Annotated in this window: 24 protein-coding genes and 4 tRNA genes; 20 read left to right on the forward strand and 8 right to left on the reverse strand. The window is 44.3% G+C overall.

Annotated features, from left to right (window positions below):
• Positions 1-41 precede the first annotated feature (41 nt).
• A complete protein-coding gene (locus KXJ80_RS08455) occupies positions 42-551 on the reverse strand; it encodes a hypothetical protein (protein WP_218737176.1) in 510 nt (169 codons plus the stop codon).
• A gap of 201 nt (positions 552-752) precedes the next feature.
• Here KXJ80_RS08455 and KXJ80_RS08460 point away from each other — a divergent pair, with 201 nt between their 5' ends.
• From KXJ80_RS08460 to KXJ80_RS08515, 12 genes are all read left to right on the forward strand, one after another.
• Complete coding sequence (locus tag KXJ80_RS08460; RefSeq protein ID WP_037420865.1) at positions 753-1,706, forward strand: YbgA family protein; 954 nt, start codon at positions 753-755, stop codon at positions 1,704-1,706.
• Positions 1,707-1,826: 120 nt separating this feature from the next.
• Positions 1,827-2,864: a MerR family transcriptional regulator gene (locus KXJ80_RS08465; protein WP_218737175.1), complete on the forward strand. Its 1,038-nt coding sequence runs from the start codon at positions 1,827-1,829 to the stop codon at positions 2,862-2,864.
• Positions 2,854-4,392, forward strand: a complete 1,539-nt coding sequence (gene phrB, locus KXJ80_RS08470) for a deoxyribodipyrimidine photo-lyase (protein WP_218737174.1) — start codon at positions 2,854-2,856, stop codon at positions 4,390-4,392. The genes KXJ80_RS08465 and phrB overlap by 11 nt, the downstream gene beginning before the upstream one ends.
• Before the next feature lie 44 nt (positions 4,393-4,436).
• The gene (locus KXJ80_RS08475; RefSeq protein ID WP_037428819.1) at positions 4,437-4,883 is read left to right on the forward strand and encodes a nuclear transport factor 2 family protein; all 447 of its coding nucleotides are present in this window, start codon (positions 4,437-4,439) and stop codon (positions 4,881-4,883) included.
• Complete coding sequence (locus tag KXJ80_RS08480) at positions 4,883-5,683, forward strand: SDR family NAD(P)-dependent oxidoreductase (RefSeq protein ID WP_099456815.1); 801 nt, start codon at positions 4,883-4,885, stop codon at positions 5,681-5,683. Before KXJ80_RS08475 ends, KXJ80_RS08480 begins: the two co-directional genes overlap by 1 nt.
• On the forward strand, positions 5,680-6,930 hold the full coding sequence (locus KXJ80_RS08485) for an NAD(P)/FAD-dependent oxidoreductase (protein WP_218737173.1): 1,251 nt from the start codon (positions 5,680-5,682) through the stop codon (positions 6,928-6,930). Before KXJ80_RS08480 ends, KXJ80_RS08485 begins: the two co-directional genes overlap by 4 nt.
• Complete coding sequence (locus KXJ80_RS08490; RefSeq protein ID WP_218737172.1) at positions 6,927-7,718, forward strand: DUF1365 domain-containing protein; 792 nt, start codon at positions 6,927-6,929, stop codon at positions 7,716-7,718. Before KXJ80_RS08485 ends, KXJ80_RS08490 begins: the two co-directional genes overlap by 4 nt.
• A 1-nt stretch (position 7,719) precedes the next feature.
• On the forward strand, positions 7,720-8,976 hold the full coding sequence (locus tag KXJ80_RS08495; RefSeq protein ID WP_037420850.1) for an SAM-dependent methyltransferase: 1,257 nt from the start codon (positions 7,720-7,722) through the stop codon (positions 8,974-8,976).
• Between the two features lie 42 nt (positions 8,977-9,018).
• A complete protein-coding gene (locus KXJ80_RS08500) occupies positions 9,019-9,570 on the forward strand; it encodes a DUF2878 domain-containing protein (RefSeq protein ID WP_259474813.1) in 552 nt (183 codons plus the stop codon).
• A 20-nt stretch (positions 9,571-9,590) separates the two neighbouring features.
• The gene (locus tag KXJ80_RS08505; protein WP_203433149.1) at positions 9,591-10,139 is read left to right on the forward strand and encodes a chalcone isomerase family protein; all 549 of its coding nucleotides are present in this window, start codon (positions 9,591-9,593) and stop codon (positions 10,137-10,139) included.
• Positions 10,127-10,678 (forward strand): DUF3833 domain-containing protein, encoded by a 552-nt coding sequence (locus KXJ80_RS08510; RefSeq protein ID WP_218737170.1) that lies wholly within the window; start codon positions 10,127-10,129, stop codon positions 10,676-10,678. Before KXJ80_RS08505 ends, KXJ80_RS08510 begins: the two co-directional genes overlap by 13 nt.
• Before the next feature lie 91 nt (positions 10,679-10,769).
• Positions 10,770-10,982: a hypothetical protein gene (locus KXJ80_RS08515; RefSeq protein WP_218737925.1), complete on the forward strand. Its 213-nt coding sequence runs from the start codon at positions 10,770-10,772 to the stop codon at positions 10,980-10,982.
• 75 nt (positions 10,983-11,057) lie between these two features.
• Here the strand turns inward: KXJ80_RS08515 and KXJ80_RS08520 are convergent, their stop codons facing one another.
• Entirely contained in the window at positions 11,058-11,402 is a 345-nt protein-coding gene (locus KXJ80_RS08520) for a DUF3634 family protein (protein ID WP_037420843.1), read from the reverse strand.
• A gap of 154 nt (positions 11,403-11,556) precedes the next feature.
• Between KXJ80_RS08520 and KXJ80_RS08525 the strand changes: the two genes are divergently transcribed.
• Positions 11,557-11,742, forward strand: a complete 186-nt coding sequence (locus KXJ80_RS08525; protein WP_037420841.1) for a hypothetical protein — start codon at positions 11,557-11,559, stop codon at positions 11,740-11,742.
• Between the two features lie 57 nt (positions 11,743-11,799).
• Here the strand turns inward: KXJ80_RS08525 and KXJ80_RS08530 are convergent.
• The 4 genes from KXJ80_RS08530 to KXJ80_RS08545 all read right to left on the reverse strand — a co-directional run bounded on the left by KXJ80_RS08530 (position 11,800) and on the right by KXJ80_RS08545 (position 12,590).
• Positions 11,800-11,875 (reverse strand) — tRNA-Thr (locus tag KXJ80_RS08530).
• A 21-nt stretch (positions 11,876-11,896) separates the two neighbouring features.
• Positions 11,897-11,972, reverse strand: a tRNA-Phe gene (locus KXJ80_RS08535).
• A 445-nt stretch (positions 11,973-12,417) separates the two neighbouring features.
• Positions 12,418-12,493: transfer RNA gene (locus tag KXJ80_RS08540), tRNA-Thr, on the reverse strand.
• Between the two features lie 21 nt (positions 12,494-12,514).
• Positions 12,515-12,590 (reverse strand) — tRNA-Phe (locus tag KXJ80_RS08545).
• 387 nt (positions 12,591-12,977) lie between these two features.
• Here KXJ80_RS08545 and KXJ80_RS08550 point away from each other — a divergent pair.
• Both KXJ80_RS08550 and KXJ80_RS08555 read left to right on the forward strand, forming a co-directional pair.
• A complete protein-coding gene (locus KXJ80_RS08550; RefSeq protein WP_047533772.1) occupies positions 12,978-13,529 on the forward strand; it encodes a cytochrome b in 552 nt (183 codons plus the stop codon).
• 4 nt (positions 13,530-13,533) lie between these two features.
• Positions 13,534-14,109, forward strand: a complete 576-nt coding sequence (locus KXJ80_RS08555; protein WP_218737169.1) for a YceI family protein — start codon at positions 13,534-13,536, stop codon at positions 14,107-14,109.
• A gap of 72 nt (positions 14,110-14,181) precedes the next feature.
• On the opposite strand, the gene KXJ80_RS08560 is transcribed toward KXJ80_RS08555, so the two are convergent.
• Both KXJ80_RS08560 and mutY read right to left on the reverse strand, forming a co-directional pair.
• Complete coding sequence (locus KXJ80_RS08560; protein ID WP_037431342.1) at positions 14,182-14,460, reverse strand: oxidative damage protection protein; 279 nt, start codon at positions 14,458-14,460, stop codon at positions 14,182-14,184.
• A gap of 9 nt (positions 14,461-14,469) precedes the next feature.
• Positions 14,470-15,567, reverse strand: a complete 1,098-nt coding sequence (gene mutY, locus KXJ80_RS08565) for an A/G-specific adenine glycosylase (RefSeq protein ID WP_218737168.1) — start codon at positions 15,565-15,567, stop codon at positions 14,470-14,472.
• Positions 15,568-15,746: 179 nt separating this feature from the next.
• Here mutY and trmB point away from each other — a divergent pair, with 179 nt between their 5' ends.
• From trmB to KXJ80_RS08590, 5 genes are all read left to right on the forward strand, one after another.
• A complete protein-coding gene (gene trmB / locus KXJ80_RS08570) occupies positions 15,747-16,463 on the forward strand; it encodes a tRNA (guanosine(46)-N7)-methyltransferase TrmB (RefSeq protein ID WP_055647817.1) in 717 nt (238 codons plus the stop codon).
• Positions 16,464-16,510: 47 nt separating this feature from the next.
• Positions 16,511-16,837: a YggL family protein gene (locus KXJ80_RS08575; protein ID WP_037420808.1), complete on the forward strand. Its 327-nt coding sequence runs from the start codon at positions 16,511-16,513 to the stop codon at positions 16,835-16,837.
• A complete protein-coding gene (glsB, locus tag KXJ80_RS08580; protein WP_011621971.1) occupies positions 16,837-17,751 on the forward strand; it encodes a glutaminase B in 915 nt (304 codons plus the stop codon). Before KXJ80_RS08575 ends, glsB begins: the two co-directional genes overlap by 1 nt.
• Positions 17,752-17,929: 178 nt before the next feature.
• Positions 17,930-18,751: a YggN family protein gene (locus tag KXJ80_RS08585; RefSeq protein WP_144375274.1), complete on the forward strand. Its 822-nt coding sequence runs from the start codon at positions 17,930-17,932 to the stop codon at positions 18,749-18,751.
• Positions 18,752-19,155: 404 nt separating this feature from the next.
• A complete protein-coding gene (locus tag KXJ80_RS08590; protein WP_011625622.1) occupies positions 19,156-20,097 on the forward strand; it encodes a LysR family transcriptional regulator in 942 nt (313 codons plus the stop codon).
• Positions 20,098-20,685: the final 588 nt, after the last annotated feature.

The raw sequence follows: 20,685 nt of genomic DNA on the forward strand, positions 1-20,685 counted from the left end.
GATTCAGTTGGCTTGTTGTTCTTGCCATACCGCTCGCGTTATTAACTAAAATACACTTCAGCCTGGTTATTGCGTTGTCGTTCTTCATTTTTCTCAGTGGCTTCTTTAATTAGCTCCACTTTTTGAGCTTGGAGTAATTCAATTTTTTTTGCTTTTTCCTCTTCGGATAAGCTGTCATCACCGGCTATTTTTGCTATCTCCGCATCTAGTTGTTTAAGCTTATGCCTATCAATGCCTGTGCGTTTATCGAGAATCGCCTGCATTGCGTCTTCTAATCTATTATGCGGCTTTTCAGTCTCTGCCGTACCGGCAATATGTTGCACATTAGCGGTGTAATGTTGTTTGGCATTAGGCGCAAGCTGACTATAGGTATCACTGGTTTCAGCATCTCGAGTCACGCCGCCAGATAGGGTGACTGTATCTTGCGGGGCTGTCATTTGAGCTCTCGGATTTTCCGCAGGGCTTGATACACCTTGCGTTTGCTGAGTTTGCAACGATTTTACTTGGTTCAACGCGATGGCCGCATAGCTATTGGGATTGATGACAGTCATTTCCTTATTTTTCCTCGTCGATTTTCACTTTCAGATGCCGCGCCAATAGGGCAAATAAATTAAGCAATATCAAGGCCAAACTCTGGCGACTTTCGTTGGATTTTTAGTAGAAAAATATTTTTATAAAAAATTGTACAAAAACTTGATCCTTGTACAAGATTGGTCCGTAATAGTATCTAAATTGATACAAGGAATTTCATTATGTACAAGTTTAATCCGCAACGTATTCAAATAGGGATCAGTGCCTGCTTATTGGGGGAAAAGGTGCGTTTTGACGGTGGTCATAAAAATTCCTCTTATTGTAATCAAGAAATTGCCCCATTTTTTGATTATGTTCCTATCTGCCCAGAAATGGCGATTGGCCTAGGCGCACCTCGTAAAAGTATTCGTTTAGTACGCGATGGTGAACAAATACGGGTACAGAGCGCGGATGGAAGTTTAGATGTCACCGAAAAACTCAATGATTTCAGTGAGCGCAAAGTAGAAGAGTTAGATTTTTTAGGCGGTTATCTACTATGTGCTAAATCCCCAACCTGCGGTATGGAACGTGTGACAGAGTACAAGATCGGCACCAATAACGGCTCTAAATCCGGTATTGGCGTATTTGCCCGCAAATTGATGGAACGTTATCCCCATTTACCAGTTGAAGAAGAAGGGCGTTTGCACGATATGGTGCTGCGGGAAAACTTTTTTACTCGGGTCTACGCCTATCACGACTGGCATACAATGCGTCACGAGGGGCTGACTAAGCATAAGTTAGTGAAGTTTCACTCCCGTTATAAGTACTTATTAATGGCCCACAGTCCTAAATGGTATCGCGAGCTTGGGCCGATTGTGGCCAATATTGAGGATATTGAAGCGACCGCTGACCGCTATTTTACAGGCTTTATGACCGCCTTAAAAATCAATGCGACCCGTAGAAATCATACCAGCACCTTGCAGCATATTCAGGGCTATTTTAAAAAGCACTTAACTAAGGAGCAAAAACAAGAACTGTCTGAAATGATTATGAAATATCGTCAAGGACTCTTGCCTCTGTTAGTGCCTATCACCTTGATTAACCATTACTTAAGACAATTCCCAACGCCATATATTGAAGATCAAGTGTACTTAAATCCCCATCCGGAGGAGTTAAAACTGCGTTATGCCTACTAGGTTTTTGCTGATAGGTGCGTTTGATCAAAATGGCTTAACAGATACAAACCACGATTGACGAAATGGTTTAGCGCAACATGCTTGGGCCAACCAATCTGATTCATGAGTTAAGAGACAAAAATGGAAGATCATAATTTAGAGCTTGCAGCTGATAATCCCAGCAGTAGCGAATTGCTGCCGATCGGTGAGGTGTCGCGGCTTACTGGCGTTAATGCGGTGACATTAAGGGCATGGCAGCGGCGTTTTGGGCTTGTTATCCCTGAGCGTACTCCCAAGGGGCACAGGCTGTATACTGCCGAAAATATTCAACAAATCCATGAGATTAATGCATGGTTAGCAAAAGGCGTTGCCATCAGTAAGGTAAAGCCATTATTGATAAGTTCGGCTAAAGCGATAGATGTCGCAAGTGTGCAATCTCAATCGTCTGATTTTTGGCATGAGCAGATATTGGCGTTAAATACTGCATTTTTTGAGCTAGATCAGCTCAAGTTTCACCAAATCTTAGATGAAGCCTTGGGCTTATATCCATTTCAATTGGTTAAACAAAAACTGCTACAGGCTTGGTTTGCACAATTAATGCCTTTATTGGAGCCGCGTTTAGATGTGGAGCTGCTACTTGCTTGGTTAGACAGTGAGTTAGCTAGCCGTATCGGTGGGCGTTTAAGCGTAGCGGGGCTAGCAAGCTCGCCCCAGATTGCGTTAGTGCGTTTGCCTTATGTTACATCGCAAAAAAATACAGAGCCTACGCTTGCGCCCAGTTCAAGCCTTACTAACCGTTTGTATTGCCTTGCACTATTACTGGAACTTGCCGATTTAAGAGTCGCAGTGGTCAACTTAGGCGTGCAACATATCAGCAGTCTTGAGCTTATCAATAACAGACTTAAGGTTGATGCCTTAGTGTTATTGCCAGAGGCAAATCACTCACTATCAAAGCAGACTGAGTTGCAAGTGTTGCTGGAGACTAAGTCACTTGCTTGCTATCTCGTTGGCCCTTTCGCGCCGACATTAACCACTTTATCGGACTATATCGCCCCTAGCGTTACCGAGATCATTAGGCAAATAACGGCCGCAAAGCAGCAACATAAAAAACAGTATCGTAGACAGAAAAACCAGGCTAACGCCGCACTGATTGAAGGAGAGAGCGCCGATGAGCATTAATCAATGCGGTTTGGATAAACAGGCGTTAATGTGGTTTCGCCAAGATCTGCGCCTTACTGATAATCAAGCGTTTACGGCAGCCTGTGATTGGGTAAGGCAACATCATGCCACCAAGCTTAAAGCGATTTACATTGCCACCCCAAGTCAATGGCGTCGCCATGATATCGCGCCAATTCAACTCGACTTTATTCAGCGGCATGTGAATCTACTGGCCCAAGGACTGGCGAGTTTAGGGGTTGAATTTGAACTCATTCAACTTGATAGCTTTAAAGATATTCCCGCATTTTTAACGGGTTATTGTGAAGAGCATAGTATTGGACGGGTATTTGCAGGACGAGAACCTGAGATCAATGAGCAAAAGCGCGATCAAGCTTGTATTGAGGCGGGGATTCCTTTGGTGCTTAGTGATGAACATTGCTTATTACCACCGAGAACTGTGCTCAATTTAAGCGGTGACATGTATCGGGTGTTTACTCCTTTTAGCCGCAAGTGGCGAGAGGTTGCCGCAAAGCAGCCGATTGTGCCGCTGGGTGTGCCAGCACCGCTTGGTCCTATCTTATCGGAGCCTAAGCCATTATTTTTTAAAAATATCGGCTTTGCTGATTCTCCTGCTAACAAGGGCATTGCGCCATCAGAAACAGGTTTAAATCAAACCATATCAACCCCGTTTATCTCGAGTGAACAGTGGGCGGCAGGTGAGGGGCAAGCCAAGCGGCTGCTTAATCAGTTTATTCAGCAAAAAGTGCAAGACTATAAGCAAGATAGAGATTTCCCCGCCATTGATGGCACCAGTGTTATCTCCCCTTATCTGGCGATTGGTGTACTCAGTCCAAGGCAATGTGTCGCGGCGCTTTTACAACGTTTCCCTGAGGTAATGGTTGATGACACTAGCCCCGGGCGTACATGGCTAAATGAGCTGATTTGGCGGGAGTTCTACCGCCATTTGCTGGTGGCTTTTCCTGATTTATCCAAGGGACACAATTTTAATCGCCAAGCCGATCATGTGCCGTGGCGCAACAATCGCGATGAGTTTTTAGCTTGGTGCGAGGGCAAAACCGGCTATCCGATAGTGGATGCGGCTATGCGGCAACTTAATCAAACCGGCTGGATGCATAATCGTTTACGCATGGTGGTGGCGAGCTTTTTAACCAAACATCTGCTCATTGATTGGCGTTGGGGCGAGCGGTATTTCCGCCAGCATCTTATCGACGGCGATCTGGCGGCTAACAACGGCGGTTGGCAGTGGTCGGCAGGATGCGGTTGTGATGCGCAGCCGTATTTTCGGATTTTTAATCCTATGAGCCAGAGCGAAAAGTTTGATCCAGATGGCCGCTTTATTCGTAAGTACTTACCAGAACTCGCATCTTGGGGCGTTAAGCTATTGCATCAACCGAATCAGCAAAAAATGCCTTCGCTGTTTGAAGCACCGTTATTTGCATCGCAAGCGGATTATCCCTATGCGATTGTTGAGCACAATGCGGCAAGAGCAAGAGCGCTGACGGTACTGGGTGTGCTGAAAAAGGCTTAGACCACAAGTTCAACCTTAATACTTATCCCTTAGGGAGTGTCTGGATGATAAACCAAGCGAAGATTGAGCATAGCGGATTAGTAGATGATTTTATCAGCCTCTATCAAGCGTTAAATAAGGATAATCTGCATCTACTTGCAGAGGTCTATGATGACAATATTTGTTTTATCGATCCTATGCATCAAGTGAATGGCTTAAACGCGTTGACACAGTATTTTGCCAAGCTTTATCAAAATATTGGCTATATTCATTTTGAAATCAAAGAAGTATTACAGGATGACACTCAAGCATCGCTGTTTTGGCAAATGCAATATCGTCATCCTAAGCTCAATAAAGGAGAGATAGTTCGGGTTGATGGGATGAGCCAGCTTAAATTTCATCAGCGCATTTATTTTCATCGGGACTATTTCGACCTAGGGCAAATGCTGTATGAACATTTGCCTTGTATGGGCGGACTTATTCGCTTGCTTAAAGATAGGGCGGCTAAGTAATGACCTCTTTGCTCACCAAAAAAATCAATACAGTGCTGATAACTGGGGCAAGTTCAGGTATCGGTTTGCAGTTAGCAAAGGATTATTTGGCCTTAGGTTGGCATGTGATTGCCTGTGGCCGTGACGCCTCAAAACTTGATTTGTTGGCGCAGAAGGAATTGATAGGCGCCACTTGCTTGAGTTTTGATATTAGCGATCGTGTTCAAGTCCAGCAGGCTGCTACTGAGCTAGGCGATATGCTCTCGAGCAGTGAATGTCTATTGGATATCGTGATCCTCAACGCCGGTAGTTGTGAGTATATCGACGATGCAAAACATTTTGATGATCAGCTCTTTGAGCGAGTCATTCACACTAACTTGATTTCGATGGGCTACTGTTTAGGGGCATTTTTGCCTCTAATGCCAAAAGGATCGAAATTAGCCTTGATGAGTTCCAGCGCGATTTATTTACCCTTTCCCCGTGCCGAGGCTTACGGCGCATCTAAAGCGGGCGTTAAGTACTTGGCTGCGAGTCTGTCACTCGATGTTGCGCAAGATGATATTCGTGTCAGCGTGATTTGCCCTGGATTTGTTGCAACCCCCTTAACCGCCAAAAATGACTTTGCCATGCCAATGCAAATTGATGTGCATGAAGCTTCGTTGGCGATTCGTGTTGGTATCGAACGCGGCGACGCAGAGATCCATTTTCCCAAACGATTTACTTATTTGTTGAAATTGATGTCATTTTTACCAGCATTTGTATGGCAAAAAATGATCCAAAGAGATAGCCAAGCAAAAGCGCTAAAGGACACCGGAAGATGAAAAATATTGCCATTGTAGGTACTGGGATTTCAGGGCTGACCTGCGCTCATCTATTGAGCCAGTCACACAACGTGACTGTATTTGAGGCTAATGATTATATCGGTGGCCACACTGCCACTGTGGATGTGGATTATCAAGGTAAAACCTATGCGATAGATACTGGGTTTATCGTATTTAACGATAGAACTTATCCCCGTTTTGAGCGGTTATTAGCCCGCCTTAATGTCAGTATTTTGCCGACAGAGATGAGTTTTAGCGTGCACAATGCGCTCACTGGGCTTGAATACAATGGCCATCATTTTGCGAGTTTGTTTGCCCAAAAGCGTAACCTCCTGAATCCGCGCTTTTGGGCCTTTTTAAATGAAATTGTTCAATTTAATAAAAGCTGTAAAGCCATTTATCAGCTGGACCAATATCCTGATGCTAATTTAGGGGATTTCCTCGACAGAGAGCGCTTTTCAGCTTTTTTTGCGGAGCATTATATTTTGCCAATGGGCGCGGCGATTTGGTCATCGAGCATTGAAGATATGCGGGCTTTTTCGCTGCGCTTTTTTATCCGTTTCTTCGAGCATCATGGACTGTTAAATGTAACAGACAGACCACAATGGTATGTGCTGAAGGGCGGTTCACGCAGTTATATTCCTGATTTAATTGCACCATTTAAAGATAATCTCCATTTAAACAGCCCAGTTAGTGCCATCGAGCGCCATGATGATTGCGTCAAGCTTCAGGTTAATGGAGAGTGGCATGTGTTCGATGAAGTGATTCTAGCTTGCCATAGCGATCAAGCGCTTGGAATGCTAACCGATGCTACCTCCGCTGAAAAAGCCATTTTGGGCGACTTACAGTATCAAAATAATGAAGTGGTGCTGCACACGGACACCTGCATTTTACCTAAGCGGAAAGCGGCTTGGGCAAGTTGGAATTATCGCTTAGATGGCGATAAAAAACGCCCTGCATCAGTGACATATAATATGAATATCCTGCAGCGCCTACCTAGCGACGCGCCAACGTTTTGTGTGACGCTTAATCAGAGTGAGCTCATTGATGAGTCGAAAATTCTGCGTCGTTTCAACTATGCTCATCCAGTCTTTAACGAACGTAGTTTACAGGCACAGGCAAGGCGGGAGGAGATTTCTGGCAAAAACCGCACCCATTTTGCAGGGGCCTATTGGCACAATGGTTTCCATGAAGATGGTGTACGTAGTGCGTTAGATGTTTGCGACCATTTTGGGATCAGCCTATGAGTGAGCTCAATAGTGGTATTTACTACGGCACAGTGACGCATAGTCGCTTTACCCCAATAAAACATCACTTTAGCTACCAAATGGCGTTGCTGGCGATTGATTTGGATGAAGTTGATTCTATCAGTCGTATGGGGCGGATATTTGCTAGTCAGCGCCGCGCCTTGCTGAGATTTAATCCTGCGGACTATCTCACTACGTTTACCTCAAAGGACAATCTTAACCGCAAACTCGATATAGAGGAGCCGAGTGCTTCAGCCCTCAAGATCCGAGTGCTTCAGCAAGTGGCAGAATTGGGCGGAGAAGAGCGATGTAATCGAGTGCTATTTGTTGGGCAAATTCGGCATTTTGGCGTGTATTTTAGCCCGGTAAATTTCTATTTTTGTTATCAAAATCAACAGCCTTTATACATGCTTACCGAAGTGAGTAACACCCCGTGGGATCAGCGCCACTGCTATTTAGTGGATTTATCGGCTCCTGAAACAACGGATAAAGTGTTCCATGTTTCGCCTTTTATGAATCTTGATATGCGCTACCAGTGGCATGTTGCCCCACCCACTGAACGCTTAAATATTGGTATAGAAAATCTGCCGAATCATTCAGGCAAGCGTTTATTTAATGCAACGCTTTCGATGACTCGCCAAGACATTAATGCCACATCACTTAGGACGCTGTTGTTTCGCTTCCCTTTTATGACGTTGAAAATTTTCGGTGGGATTTACTGGCAGGCGTTAAAGCTGTTCTACAAACGAGTGCCTTTTGTGCCACATCCTGCTCAAATGGAGAAATAATATGGAAAACACTGCATCGCAATCTTCAGTTGTTACGGCAAAATTGCCTGACAGTCTTGCCCGTAAGCTACTGCTTAAGGCATTAGAAAATCTCCCTAACGGATGTTTAACCTTAGTCGAGGGTGATAAAAGCTATCGTTTTGGTGAGCACCACAGTGAGCTACATGCAACGCTAGTCGTGAAGCATCCGAGCTTTTATCGTCAAGTGATGTTTTCAGGCTCCATCGGTGCAGGTGAGGGGTATATTCAAGGCCATTGGACCAGCCCTGACTTAACCAAAGTCGTGCAACTTTTTGCTCGAAATTTGCCGTTGCTTGACCAGATTGAAGCTAAATTTAGTTGGCTTACTGGCTCGATTAATCGCTTTAAGCACTTGCTTAATCGTAATTCTCAACAGGGCTCTAAGCGTAATATTCTTGCCCATTACGATTTGGGCAATGCGTTGTATGAGCAGTTTTTAGACCGTGAAATGCTGTATTCCAGTGCCTTGTATCCCCATAGCGAGGCAAGCCTTGCTGATGCGCAGCTACACAAGCTCAAAACCATTTGCGAACGGCTCGATTTAAAGCCGGGGCAAACCCTATTAGAAATCGGTACTGGTTGGGGCGCTTTGGCGATTTACGCAGCTAAACATTATGGCGTGCACGTTACGACCACTACCATCTCCGATGCCCAATATGCCTATGCTAAAGCGCGGGTCGAACGTGAAGGGCTAAGCGATAGTGTAACGTTGCTGACCGAGGATTATCGAAATCTTAGCGGTCAATACGATAGATTGGTGTCTATCGAGATGATTGAAGCCGTAGGTCATGAATATTTGCCTGGATTCTTTAAAAAGCTGGAATCATTGCTCAAACCTGAAGGACGGATGTTATTACAGGCAATCACTATTTCAGATCAGCGTTACGATAGTTATCGTAAAAGCGTTGATTTTATTCAGCGATATATTTTCCCTGGCGGCTGTTTGCCTTCGGTTCATCAAATGGTTGGCCATTTGGCGAAGCGCACCGATATGCAGGTCTGGTCGATTGATGACATGGGCTTAGATTACGCCAAAACCTTAAAGGATTGGCACGACAACTTTGATCGTTCCGTTGCCCAAATCCAAGCCCTTGGTTATGGTGAAGATTTTATTCGCATGTGGAAGTTTTACCTCAGTTACTGCGAAGGCGGATTTTTAGAGCGCACCACAAGCACTGTGCATTTAGTAGCTGTACGCCCCGGGTATCGTTTACCTAATACGATTAACCGTAGTTAACGTCGCGCAGAGATGCTCCCTATGGTCAGATACATTCAAAATATGTCTAAGCTTCAAGGAGTTATTATCTACAACGCCTTGAGCTTTCAGTGTGTTTGGTGGAGTAGCATCTTATGGGGTAATCGAGTGTTGTTACTCAATATCTCATTGTTATTGATTCATTTTTTACTGTTGGCTTTGGTTGAAAACCGACAAGCTGTGTTTCGGGACTTCAGTACCATGATTAAGGTGGGGTTGCTGGGTATTGCGATTGATACCTTGCTCACTTTGTTCGGGGTATTTGAGTTTACCGTTTTACCTTGGTGGCTCGCTTGTCTATGGCTGCATTTTGCCTTGAGCCTGCACCATAGCCTCGTTTTTATGCGTGCTTTACCTATTATTTTGCAGGTTATATTGGGTGGTGTTTTTGGCAGTCTTAGCTACATTGCGGGCGCGCAATTTAATGCGGTGACGCTTCCTTTTGGCGAAAGTATTTCCATGATTATCCTTGCTGTTGTTTGGACTATCTTATTGCCGCTGTTTATCAAAATATCCCGTAGTTATAGGCAGATAAGGCGTTATGGGCTAGAACATCGTCGCTTGTGTGATCGTTAATTTTCAAGTGGAGGAATCGGATGTCTATGCTATCGACTAAAACGTATCTTAGCGCCATCTTTGGGTTGTTACTCCTTTTTCCTGGATATGCAAATTCAACCGCTACGGTCGATAACTCGGTGACCCAGGATCTTGTTGAGGTTGGGCGCGGCGAAATGGATTGGCTGTGGTTCAACTTATATAAAGCTCGTCTGATGACGCCAACCGGTCAGTATCAGCAGGGGGAGTATCCGCAACTGTTAGATATTGAATATTATCGTGATATTGATGCTGCAGATTTACTGGAAGCCACAGCCGACCAATGGCGACATCTAGGTTATGCCGATAGTGATATTGGTCACTGGCTTAATTTACTAAAGGGCATTTGGCCTGATGTCACGCCAGGTGATCATTTAAGTTTTAAGATTATCGATGCAAACCAGAGTCAATTTTATTTTAATCAACAACCCCTCGGGCTTATCCAAGAACCACAATTTGCACAGGCTTTTTTAGCGATTTGGTTATCGACTAAAACCAGTCGTCCAAGTTTACGAGCGCAATTACTAGGAGAAAAATCATGCGATTGTTAAAGCTAAATTGGACTAAAAATGTCATCTTAAGTTTATTGATGCTCAGCCTGTTATCTAGTTGTTCCTCGGTTGAAGTAGCTGATTATCAAGATACAAATCCACCATTAGTATTGGAAAAATTCTTTAATGGCCCGCTTAAGGCATCGGGCATCGTTGAGGATTTTAGTGGCAAAGTGATCCGTAAATTTAATGTCACTATGGAGGCGAGTTGGCAAGGGAACGAAGGTGTTATCGATGAATGGTTTGTCTATGATGACGGTGAAACCCAAACCCGTATCTGGCGTATAACCGCCCTAGGTGATGGACAATATACCGGCACGGCAGGCGATATTATTGGTACTGCAGTAGGTGAGGCGAGGGGAAGCGCGCTGCGCTGGCGCTACGATATGTTATTGCCTGTTGATGGTGATGAATACCAAGTGCATTTTGATGATTGGATGTTTTTAGTTAATGACAATACCATCATCAATAAAAGCGACATTATTAAGTGGGGGGTTACCGTTGCTAAGGTGACTTTAGTGATCCAGAAGCTAGATTAAGCGGCTTGCGGCCATGGTTAACGGTATGGCTTGGCTAATAATCGCTCTCTGACTGCTCTAGACTGGCTCAAAGCAATCTATCGTGAATCATATAATGAAAAAGTATTGGATGTTACTGGCTGTGTTAGCAAGTATTTCATTAACAGCTTGTTCTAACATTGATTTTCGTTTCGAAGACACTTCAGAGAAACAAGCAGATCCTCATCAATCGAGTAGCGATCCTATGGTGCAAGATAATGAGCGCCGTGTTCGTGATGCGCGCGAAGATGGAAAGCTAGAGCCAAAGGATCCGATTAAATTCTAAGATTGATCAATCTCAATAGAGTTTGAGTGGATTGTGCAGCCCTTACTTTGACATAAGGGCTGATGATTCGGAAAATTAACCCGCTTGACGACTATTATCCACTGTCTTCTTATCGTAATACTCAAAGGGAAATTGATTACGGATCCTTTGTTGTAGATTGTCATTTACATTGGCAGATATATGTAGTCGGACGTCGGTATTTTTCTCGGCTCTGATAGTACAAGTGAGTTTATCTGCTTTAGCAAGATGTCGACATTCCTTCTCGAAACGCTCGGGGATTTTGCCTTTGTGGTGAGTCATACGGCCGTCTTTAAAGTGCATTTCGAAAATAGTCGATCCCTTCTTACCACCAAATATCAGCTTATAAACCAGAAACAAACCAATTGCGATAAAAATAAGTTTAAAAATCGTAGCTGTCATGATGTCTCCTATCTTATGTTTATAGAATAAAGATACTCTGGAGTAGCAATGTTTAACAGTGCGCTAACACGCAATTTTAATTTGGCAACGTTAGGTTTATGACCTAGTGTTAATCAATTAAGGAAATATCATCCCCTTCGTTAAGGAAAACGCTATGTACCTATCAAATGCAGACCGTTGGTCGTTATTGTGTAAAATGCAAATTGAAGTGATCGACAAATTATCTTCGCACTTTCCTGAGCGAAAAGAGCCGCTAAGCGAGTTAACTCATGGTTGGCGACACTTGCAGCATCAAGTCCAAACGGGGGATAGGCCGATAGTGCATGAGCTGATAAAGTAAATTGCTAAAATCACAGATACAAAAAAGCCACTCAAAGAGTGGCTTTTTTGTTTTTTATGGTGCCGGCACCAAGAGTCGAACTCGGGACCTACTGATTACAAGTCAGTTGCTCTACCAACTGAGCTATGCCGGCTAAACTTTTACTGCTAAATAATGGTGCCCGAACCCGGAATCGAACCAGGGACACGAGGATTTTCAATCCTCTGCTCTACCGACTGAGCTATTCGGGCAACTAAACTAAGCGTTAGTTGTCTACTTCAAACGGTGAGCTTAACACCCCATTCGTTCGAAGTGCGCGTATCATATAGTGCACGCTTTCAGTGTGCAAGCCCTTTTAATTCGACTGACCAAGTATTAAACAAAATGCGCAATATTTATCGCTTTACTTGAATGTGAAAGGCTTACTTAGCCTAACTATCAATGGCTTAATACAATTAAATAGTGGGAGGCGCGAATAACACCTTAGTCTCTGACTCCGAACTTTGAAAATTGGCAAAGTTAAGTGTAAAGCCGTAAATCAATATTTGTTTGAATGGTGTCAGGAGCAAAAGTCGAGCTTGGAAACCGCTGCGATTATCGAGAGTAGGTTGGCTGTGACTTAGAGTGGAGTTATATGATTTGATTGAAATTCCAGATACAAAAAAGCCACTCAATGAGTGGCTTTTTTGTTTTTTATGGTGCCGGCACCAAGAGTCGAACTCGGGACCTACTGATTACAAGTCAGTTGCTCTACCAACTGAGCTATGCCGGCTTAACTTTTACTGCTGAATAATGGTGCCCGAACCCGGAATCGAACCAGGGACACGAGGATTTTCAATCCTCTGCTCTACCGACTGAGCTATTCGGGCAACTAAACTAAGCGTTAGTTGGCTACTTAAAACTGACAACTCAATGCTGTCTCGTTCGAAGTGCGGCTATATTAGCGAGGGTATTTAGCCGCTGCAAGTGCTTTTTCCTGATAAATGATGTGTTCGACTGTTTAATGTGCACTTTGGCTGTTTTTTATCTATAAACCTATCAAAATCGGTTCAGTTTAATATCACTAAGTTGTATTTCCACTCGAATATATTGCCTTTACTAACCTTGCTATCAGCTTCAAAACGTTAAAATGACAAACATTCTAAATTTTAGAAAAATATGAGCTATTTTTACTGATTTTAGTTTTTAATTTTAGTTCTATGATAATGACTATTATTTAATTATGTGGCAGAAGTATAAAGGTTCGGAGTGGCAGTATGTTTAGAAATACTAAGTTAAGTTATGGACTTATTGCTATTGCAAGCCATTGGTTGAGCGCTGTAGCCGTGATTGGATTATTTGCCATGGGGGTTTGGATGGTTGAGTTGACCTACTACAGCCCATGGTACAAAACGGCTCCACATTGGCATAAAAGCGTCGGGATTTTGCTGCTGGCGGTAACGTTATTTCGTTTAGTTTGGCGTTTGATTAATCCAAAGCCTGCACCAGAGCAAAATCATCAGCCATGGGAAAAGGTTACTGCCCAGATTGCCCATGGCGCGATTTACCTCTTATTACTGCTGATTATGGCCGCTGGCATTTTGATTTCAACGGCAGAGGGGCGAGGAATTATGGTGTTTGACTGGTTTGAGTTACCTGGTCTGACGCCGCTGATTGAAAATCAGGCTGATATAGCGGGGGATATTCATCAATATGCCGCCTATAGCTTGATTGCTTTGGTTGTACTGCATGCCTTAGGTGCTCTAAAGCACCATTTTATCGATAAAGATTCAACATTACTCAAGATGATTAAATTTAACCGAGGATAATATAATGAAAAAACAACTATTAGCGGCTTTGATTGGCGGGTCTTTACTGGCACCTATGGCTGCATCTGCCGCCGATTATGTGATTGATCGTGAAGGTGCCCATGCCTCTATTACCTTTAAAGTGAGTCACTTAGGTTATAGCTATGTAGTTGGCCGTTTTAATGATTTCAGCGGTGATTTCAGCTACGATGCTAAAAATCCAGCGGCAGCCAAAGTGAATGTAAAAGTGAACACCTTAAGTGTGGATTCAAACCATGCTGAGCGTGATAAACACATCCGTAGCGCTGACTTTTTAAATGCTGCTAAATTTGCCGAAGCGACTTTCGTTTCGACTTCGGTTGAAGATAAAGGCAATGGCGATATGGTTATCAAGGGTAACTTCACGCTAAACGGTGTGACTAAACCACTTGCGATTCAAGTGCATGCTGTGGGTGAAGGTCAAGATCCTTGGGGCGGATATCGTGCCGGCTTTACCGGTACTACCACGTTTGCGATGAAAGATTATGGCATCAAGATGGACTTAGGTCCGGCATCTGCCAATGTTGAATTAGATTTAGTGGTAGAAGGTGTGCGTAAGTAAGCACGCCATTTCTCCTGTAACAAAAAAGCGCCCTTAGGCGCTTTTTTGCTATTTATGGATAGGCGCTTAGGCTTATTCTTGATCTTTTTCAGGCACAAAGCCTTCAATTTCAACGTCTTTACCTTCGAACAGGAAGGATGTCATTTGCTCTTCTAAAAACTTACGATCATCAACATTCATCATGTTGAGTTTCTTTTCGTTAATCAGCATGGTCTGTTTTTTCTGCCATAGGCCCCAAGCTTCTTTACTGATGTTATCAAAAATACGTTTACCTAAATCACCTGGATACAGTTGAAAGTCTAGGCCGTCGGCTTCTTTGTTTAAATGTACGCAATTGACAGTACGCGCCATGATTATTCCTTACTGACTACAGTGGTTACGAGCAATAGCTACGAGTGATCCCAAGTTGGCTAACACGCGCTCAGTTGCGGCGGCGAGTCCCACTTTGGAAGGTTGATTGATGTTATACCAGAGAGACTGATTTTGTTCCATGACTGCGCCCACGCTCGTTTTACCACTTGCCCATTTATCTACGTTCAGCAACATAGGCTGAATATCTAAATGGAAATGACTAAAGGTATGCCTAAAACCAATTAATGGTTCGAGTTGAGCGGCTTTATAACCTTGGGCTTCAAGCTCTGCATTGAGTGCGGCTTGAGTATTAAACTCGGGGAAGCACCAGAGTCCGCCCCAAATGCCAGCAGGAGGGCGCTTAGCCAAGAAGACTTGGTTATCTTTGAGCAAAACTAACATCCAAGCAGATTTCTCTGGGATAGTTTTCTTCGGTTTTTTACCCGGGAAATCGGTTTGCCTACCCATAAGTTGGGCCTTGCAATCGATAGCCACAGGGCAAGCGGCGCAATTGGGTTTGCTGCGAGTACAAATACTGGCACCAATATCCATCATGGCTTGGTTATATTTTTGAATATCCTGCTCTGGCGTTAACTGTTCAGTTAATTGCCAGAGTTGCTCCTCCACTGGTTTTTGTCCAGGCCAGCCCGCAATCGCGCCATGTCTTGCTAGGACGCGCTTAACATTGCCATCGAGGATCGGATGCTGCTGCCCAAGTGATAGGGATAGCACTGCACCCGCTGTCGAGCGGCCAATGCCTGGCAGTGCTAGCACTTTCTCAAAATTCGTCGGGAATTGTCCTTGATATTCATCGCGGATCATCTTAGCGGCTTTATGCAGATTGCGAGCCCTAGCGTAATAACCAAGGCCAGTCCAATGGTGCAATACTTCATCATCCGGGGCGTTAGCGAGGGCTAATACATCGGGGAAACGCGTCATAAAACGCTGGTAATAGGGAATAACAGTCGCCACCTGAGTTTGTTGCAGCATAATCTCTGAAACCCATACACTATATGGGGTTTTATCTTGCTGCCAAGGGAGGGTTTTACGACCGTGGGTGTCGTACCAATTAACGATACGTGTTGCAAAGGAGGCTGTAGATTTCATCGGCGCAGTGTAGCGGGAGATAGGGCGGCAAACAAGTCACTCTCACAGGAAAAACAGTGCTAGATTCGCTCCGGCGAAGAATCTTGTTATACTTCGCCTCCATTAGTGCTTGCACTGTAAGTTGAACTTTGGATAATGCCCTTCTTTTTAGAGGGTGTTGTCCACGAGACGAGGCAAAAATGAGCGAAGTCACTACTGCTGAATTTAATGAAGAAGGCAAGTATCTGCGTAAGATCAGAAGCTTTGTCCTAAGAGAAGGGCGTTTGACTAAAGGTCAAGCGCAAGCCATTGAGACTCAGTGGCCAACAATGGGCTTAGATTACAGCCCAACACCATTGGATTTAGCCGAAGTTTTTGGCCGCGAAGCTGACACTGTACTGGAGATTGGTTTCGGTATGGGCGCTTCTTTAGTGCAAATGGCGCAAGAAGCACCAGAGCTGAACTTTATCGGTATTGAAGTCCATAAGCCTGGTGTTGGCTCATGCTTAAGTGATGCCGCTGTCGCGGGCGTGACCAATCTTCGTGTGTATCACCATGATGCGATGGAAGTATTAGAACATGCGATTGCCGATGGCAGCCTGACGCGTGTGCAGTTGTTCTTCCCCGATCCTTGGCATAAAAAGCGCCACCACAAACGCCGTATCGTACAAGCTGAATTTGCCGAATTGATCCGCCGTAAACTGAAGATTGGCGGCGTATTCCATATGGCAACCGACTGGGAAAACTACAGCGAACATATGCTGGAAGTGATGAATGTGGCGAGCGGTTACAAGAATCAATCTGCCGATGGTACTGTTGTACCGCGTCCGGATCATCGTCCACTCACGAAATTTGAAGCCCGCGGTCATCGCCTTGGCCATGGCGTATGGGATCTGATGTTCGAGCGTATCGCTTAATATCGTTATCTTTTTATTGGTTTTTTAACACAACGGGGAAAATCACTATGGCAACGAATCGTAGCCGTCGTTTACGTAAGAAAATGCGCGTCGATGAATTCCAAGAGTTAGGTTTTGACATCACTTGGACGTTCGATGCATCTGTCTCTGAAGCTGAAATTGATGCAACTGTCGATAAGTTTATTGATGAGGTGATTGAAGCCCGTAAGCTAGGCTTCCATGGCGGTGGTCATATCGAATGGGAAGGTATTATTGCGACCCAAACTATCGGTAAGTGCACCGAGGAAGATATCGCTGCTGTTAAGGCATTCTGGGCGGGTCAAAAAGTGACTCAACTCGAAGTTAGCGAACTGTACGATATCTGGTGGAGTTAATGCCAGAACAGGCGTTATTAGAGGAAGTGGTCGACAAAGTTCGACCCTTGCTCGGCCAAGGAAAGGTTGCTAATTATATTCCTGCGCTCGCCAATGTTGATGCTGGCAAATTGGGCATTGCCGTGACCACTATTGACGGTGAAACCATAGGCGCAGGCGATTACCTTGAGCCATTTTCAATTCAAAGTATTTCTAAAGTTTTCAGCTTAACCTTAGCGCTAACTTTATATGAAGAAACCGAAATTTGGAGCCGCGTCGGCAAAGAACCCTCGGGACACTCCTTCAATTCATTAGTCCAAGTCGAACTCGAGCGGGGTAAACCTCGCAATCCCTTTATTAATGCTGGCGCATTAGTCATCGCTGACTTATTGCAGAGCCGTTTAGGGGCACCTAAGCATCGGATGTTGGAATTGGTCAGGGCGCTGAGTCAAAACGATAAAGTTTGTTTCGATAAGCAAGTGGCGGATTCTGAATATCAGCATAGTGCTCGCAATGCGGCCATCGCCTATCTGATGAAATCCTTCGGCAATTTTCAAGGTGATGTCGATACAGTGCTGCGCACTTATTTTCATTACTGCGCCTTAAAAATGAACTGCGCCGATCTATCGCGGGCGATGCTGTATTTAGCTAATCGCGGTAAAACTTTAGACGGTACCGAGCTTATTTCGCAAGTGCAGACTCGACAGTTAAATGCCCTGTTAGCAACGTCTGGCTTGTACGATGGCGCTGGTGAGTTTGCCTATCGTGTCGGAATGCCTGGCAAAAGTGGTGTCGGTGGCGGCATTATTGCGGTGATCCCTGGGGAGCTCTCGGTCTGCGTTTGGTCACCCGAATTAGATAACCAAGGTAACTCCCTCGCGGGGACGGCGATGCTTGAGCATCTCAGCCAGCGTCTCGGACGTTCAATCTTCTGATTTACCTCTTTTATTAGCACCCTTAGGCTAAATATTGGTGAAAATCACTAATCATCTATCGGTGCTAATTTCTATAACTCCATACTAATCATATTATTACAAAGTTGGCACATCTTCTGCTAATTGGCTTTTAGCATGTTAGCTTAGTCGAATTACTCAGATTAAAGGATGAACCACAATGAAAATAAATACGCTATTAACTGGAGTGGCATTATCGGGCGTTATTTTAGGTGCTTCTGGCTTGCAATCAGCACAAGCGAAAACCGAGCCGCAAATTGATGAGCGCTGTGAGGTTTCCCTTAATTATGATGTGAGAGTCGAGCCTAAAAAATTAGTGATGAGTGAGAAGGGCGCCGAGAAGTATCGTATCGAGGTTGACAAGTTATACGTTGAAGGCAAGCAGGTAACTTTAACTGATAAGCAGAAGAAGCTAGTTAGCCAATATGCCGATGAGGTGTCTACTCAGGTACCTGAGGTGATTGAATTAGTCAATGAAGCGGTTGCACTGGCCTCTCAAGCCGTGAGTATGGCGTTAACGCCACTGATGGGCGATGCCGCTGGCGCCAAGTTTGATGAGATGATGGCAGGCGTGCAGAAGCGTGTCGATGCCGTAGCCTACAAGCAGGGCGATAGTTTTTACCTTGGTGCGACCGAAGAGTCGATGCAAAACACTTTTAACGATGAGTTTGAACAGGAAATGGAGCAAATCGTGCAAAACTCCATTGGTACCCTGATGATGAACATCGGTGGCCAAATTCTTGCCGGCGATGGTGAGTCCTTCGATGCTAAGATGGAGGCATTTTCACAAAAAATGGATAAATTAGGCGATGATATTGAGCAGCAAATTGAATCCCAATCCAAGGGGATTGAAGCGAAAGCCGACCGTTTATGTGACCGTTTTGAAAACCTGCTAGTGCTTGAAAATCAACTGCGTAAAGAAGTGCCTGAGTTAGCACCTTATGTGTTGACGCAAAACACTCACCACGAATTGCGTGAGTAGATATCGCAGAAGATATCTAAGGGAATAAACAGGTTTTTACGCTAGAACGTTTGCCTAGCTGACAAAATGAATAAAGCAGTATAAATGATCAATGCCTCAGCACCTTTGTGTTTGGGGCTTTTTATTGGGGAATTGTTACCAAGCACCTTGATATTAATCCCAATGCTTGCGGCTATTTAGTGTGGAATGTTACATTCTTCAGACTAATGTTTGGTATACTCTTAAAATATAATGAAAAGCTGGCAACTCAGTCAGATAAAACACTCTACTTTAGCTGACTTTTTCGGTTTAAATCTCTACAACGAACCCATTTGCTGTGAGATATTAAGGCGTTATGGAATGCTGCATTCCTGCGTTATTCCGAAAGTTTAAATCACTGTCGAAACTGCTTAAGGCGACTTTCCATGTTAGAACTGTTAGAACCTATTGCGATTTTTACTCATGTGGCCAGAGCCGGAAGTTTCAGTGCGGCCGCAAGAAGGCTTGGGATCTCTAAATCTAAGGTTAGTACGCAGGTAGCCGATCTCGAGCATAGACTCGGTGTTCAACTGATCCAGCGTACTACTCGCAGCTTAAGTTTGACTGAAGCTGGGCATTTGTTATATCTGCAAGGTGAAGAGTTACTCCGCGATGCTGAGCAGGCGATTGCTAGCGTGCATAATTTAAACGATGCGACCCGCGGCGTGTTGAAGGTGGGTATTTCTCAGTCCTTTGGCGCTATGCATATCATTCCCGCACTGCCATCCTTTATGGCAAAACACCCTGAGCTCGAACTGCAAGTCAGTTTGCTTGATCATAAGGTGGATGTGGTCAGTGAAGGTTTAGACTTACTGTTAACTATGTCTGAGCAGCTTCCTCTTGGTATGGTGGCGCGACCTTTGATGAAGTGTCAGTTCCTACTCGTTGCCTCACCCGATTATATTGCTAAACATGGCGAACCGTCGCGTCCAGAGCAATTGGTCGACCATAACTGCTTGGTGTATCAAGGTGAGTGGCATGAGCACAGCATGTGGCAGTTTAAAAAAGGCGATGATTACTGTGAGATAGGTGTCTCTGGTAACTTTAGAGTGGATAACGCTCCCGCTTTAAAATCAGCTGCGATCAGTGGCTTAGGGGTTGTCTATCTTGCCAGTTACTTGATGGAAGATGAAATCGCTAAGGGCACCTTAGTGCCGCTGCTGAGGGATTGGCAACTGACTCATCATTTACCGCTACAGGCCGTTTACCCACGTCGTAAACACTTAGCGCCTAAGGTGAGTGCCTTCATAGAGTTTATTAAAGACCACATTGGTAATCCGCCTTATTGGGATATTCCCTATGCGGAACTCTTCAGTGAACGTCAGTAATTTTGGAAACATTGTTCTTAAAATGCGTTTAATGCGTTTTGAGCGAGTTTGGTAGTTTTTAGACCTTATTAAAATCAATCTGTTATGTGGTTTTTTGGTTGTATTTTAGTTTGGTTTTTTAGGGTTTTCTAAAACAGCTTTTTAGTGGGTGTATTGAAGTCTGTTCTTAAATGAATACAATGGTTGCCAGATGATTCGGAATGACCTGAGTCCTACACTTTTATTGGAAATGACCCCTTTCGATATCAGCGTACAGGTTGGCAGCAATGCAGTTTCGGATCACAGCCAGCAGAAGTTTGCGAACTAAAACAATGTTGGCTTTTAAACCATCATCCTAGTTTTTGGTTTACCTCAGCTCATTAGGCTGAGGTAATTTTTTTCTGATGGTTGAGTGCGCAAAACGAGTTTTGTCTCTCTGTACCCTAAAGTCACACCGAGTGTTAAGTGCTTATGCTTAATACATTAAATATAGTGACCCACAGTGAGATAGGGTTTTATGACCAAGCCGGTGATAAATCCAATAAAAAAGCCACTTGATAGTGGCTTTTTTATTGGCTGCGATTTAACGATGTTATTCGCAATGGCGTT

It is taken from the genome of Shewanella xiamenensis (assembly GCF_024971755.1).
Classification (GTDB): domain Bacteria; phylum Pseudomonadota; class Gammaproteobacteria; order Enterobacterales; family Shewanellaceae; genus Shewanella; species Shewanella xiamenensis.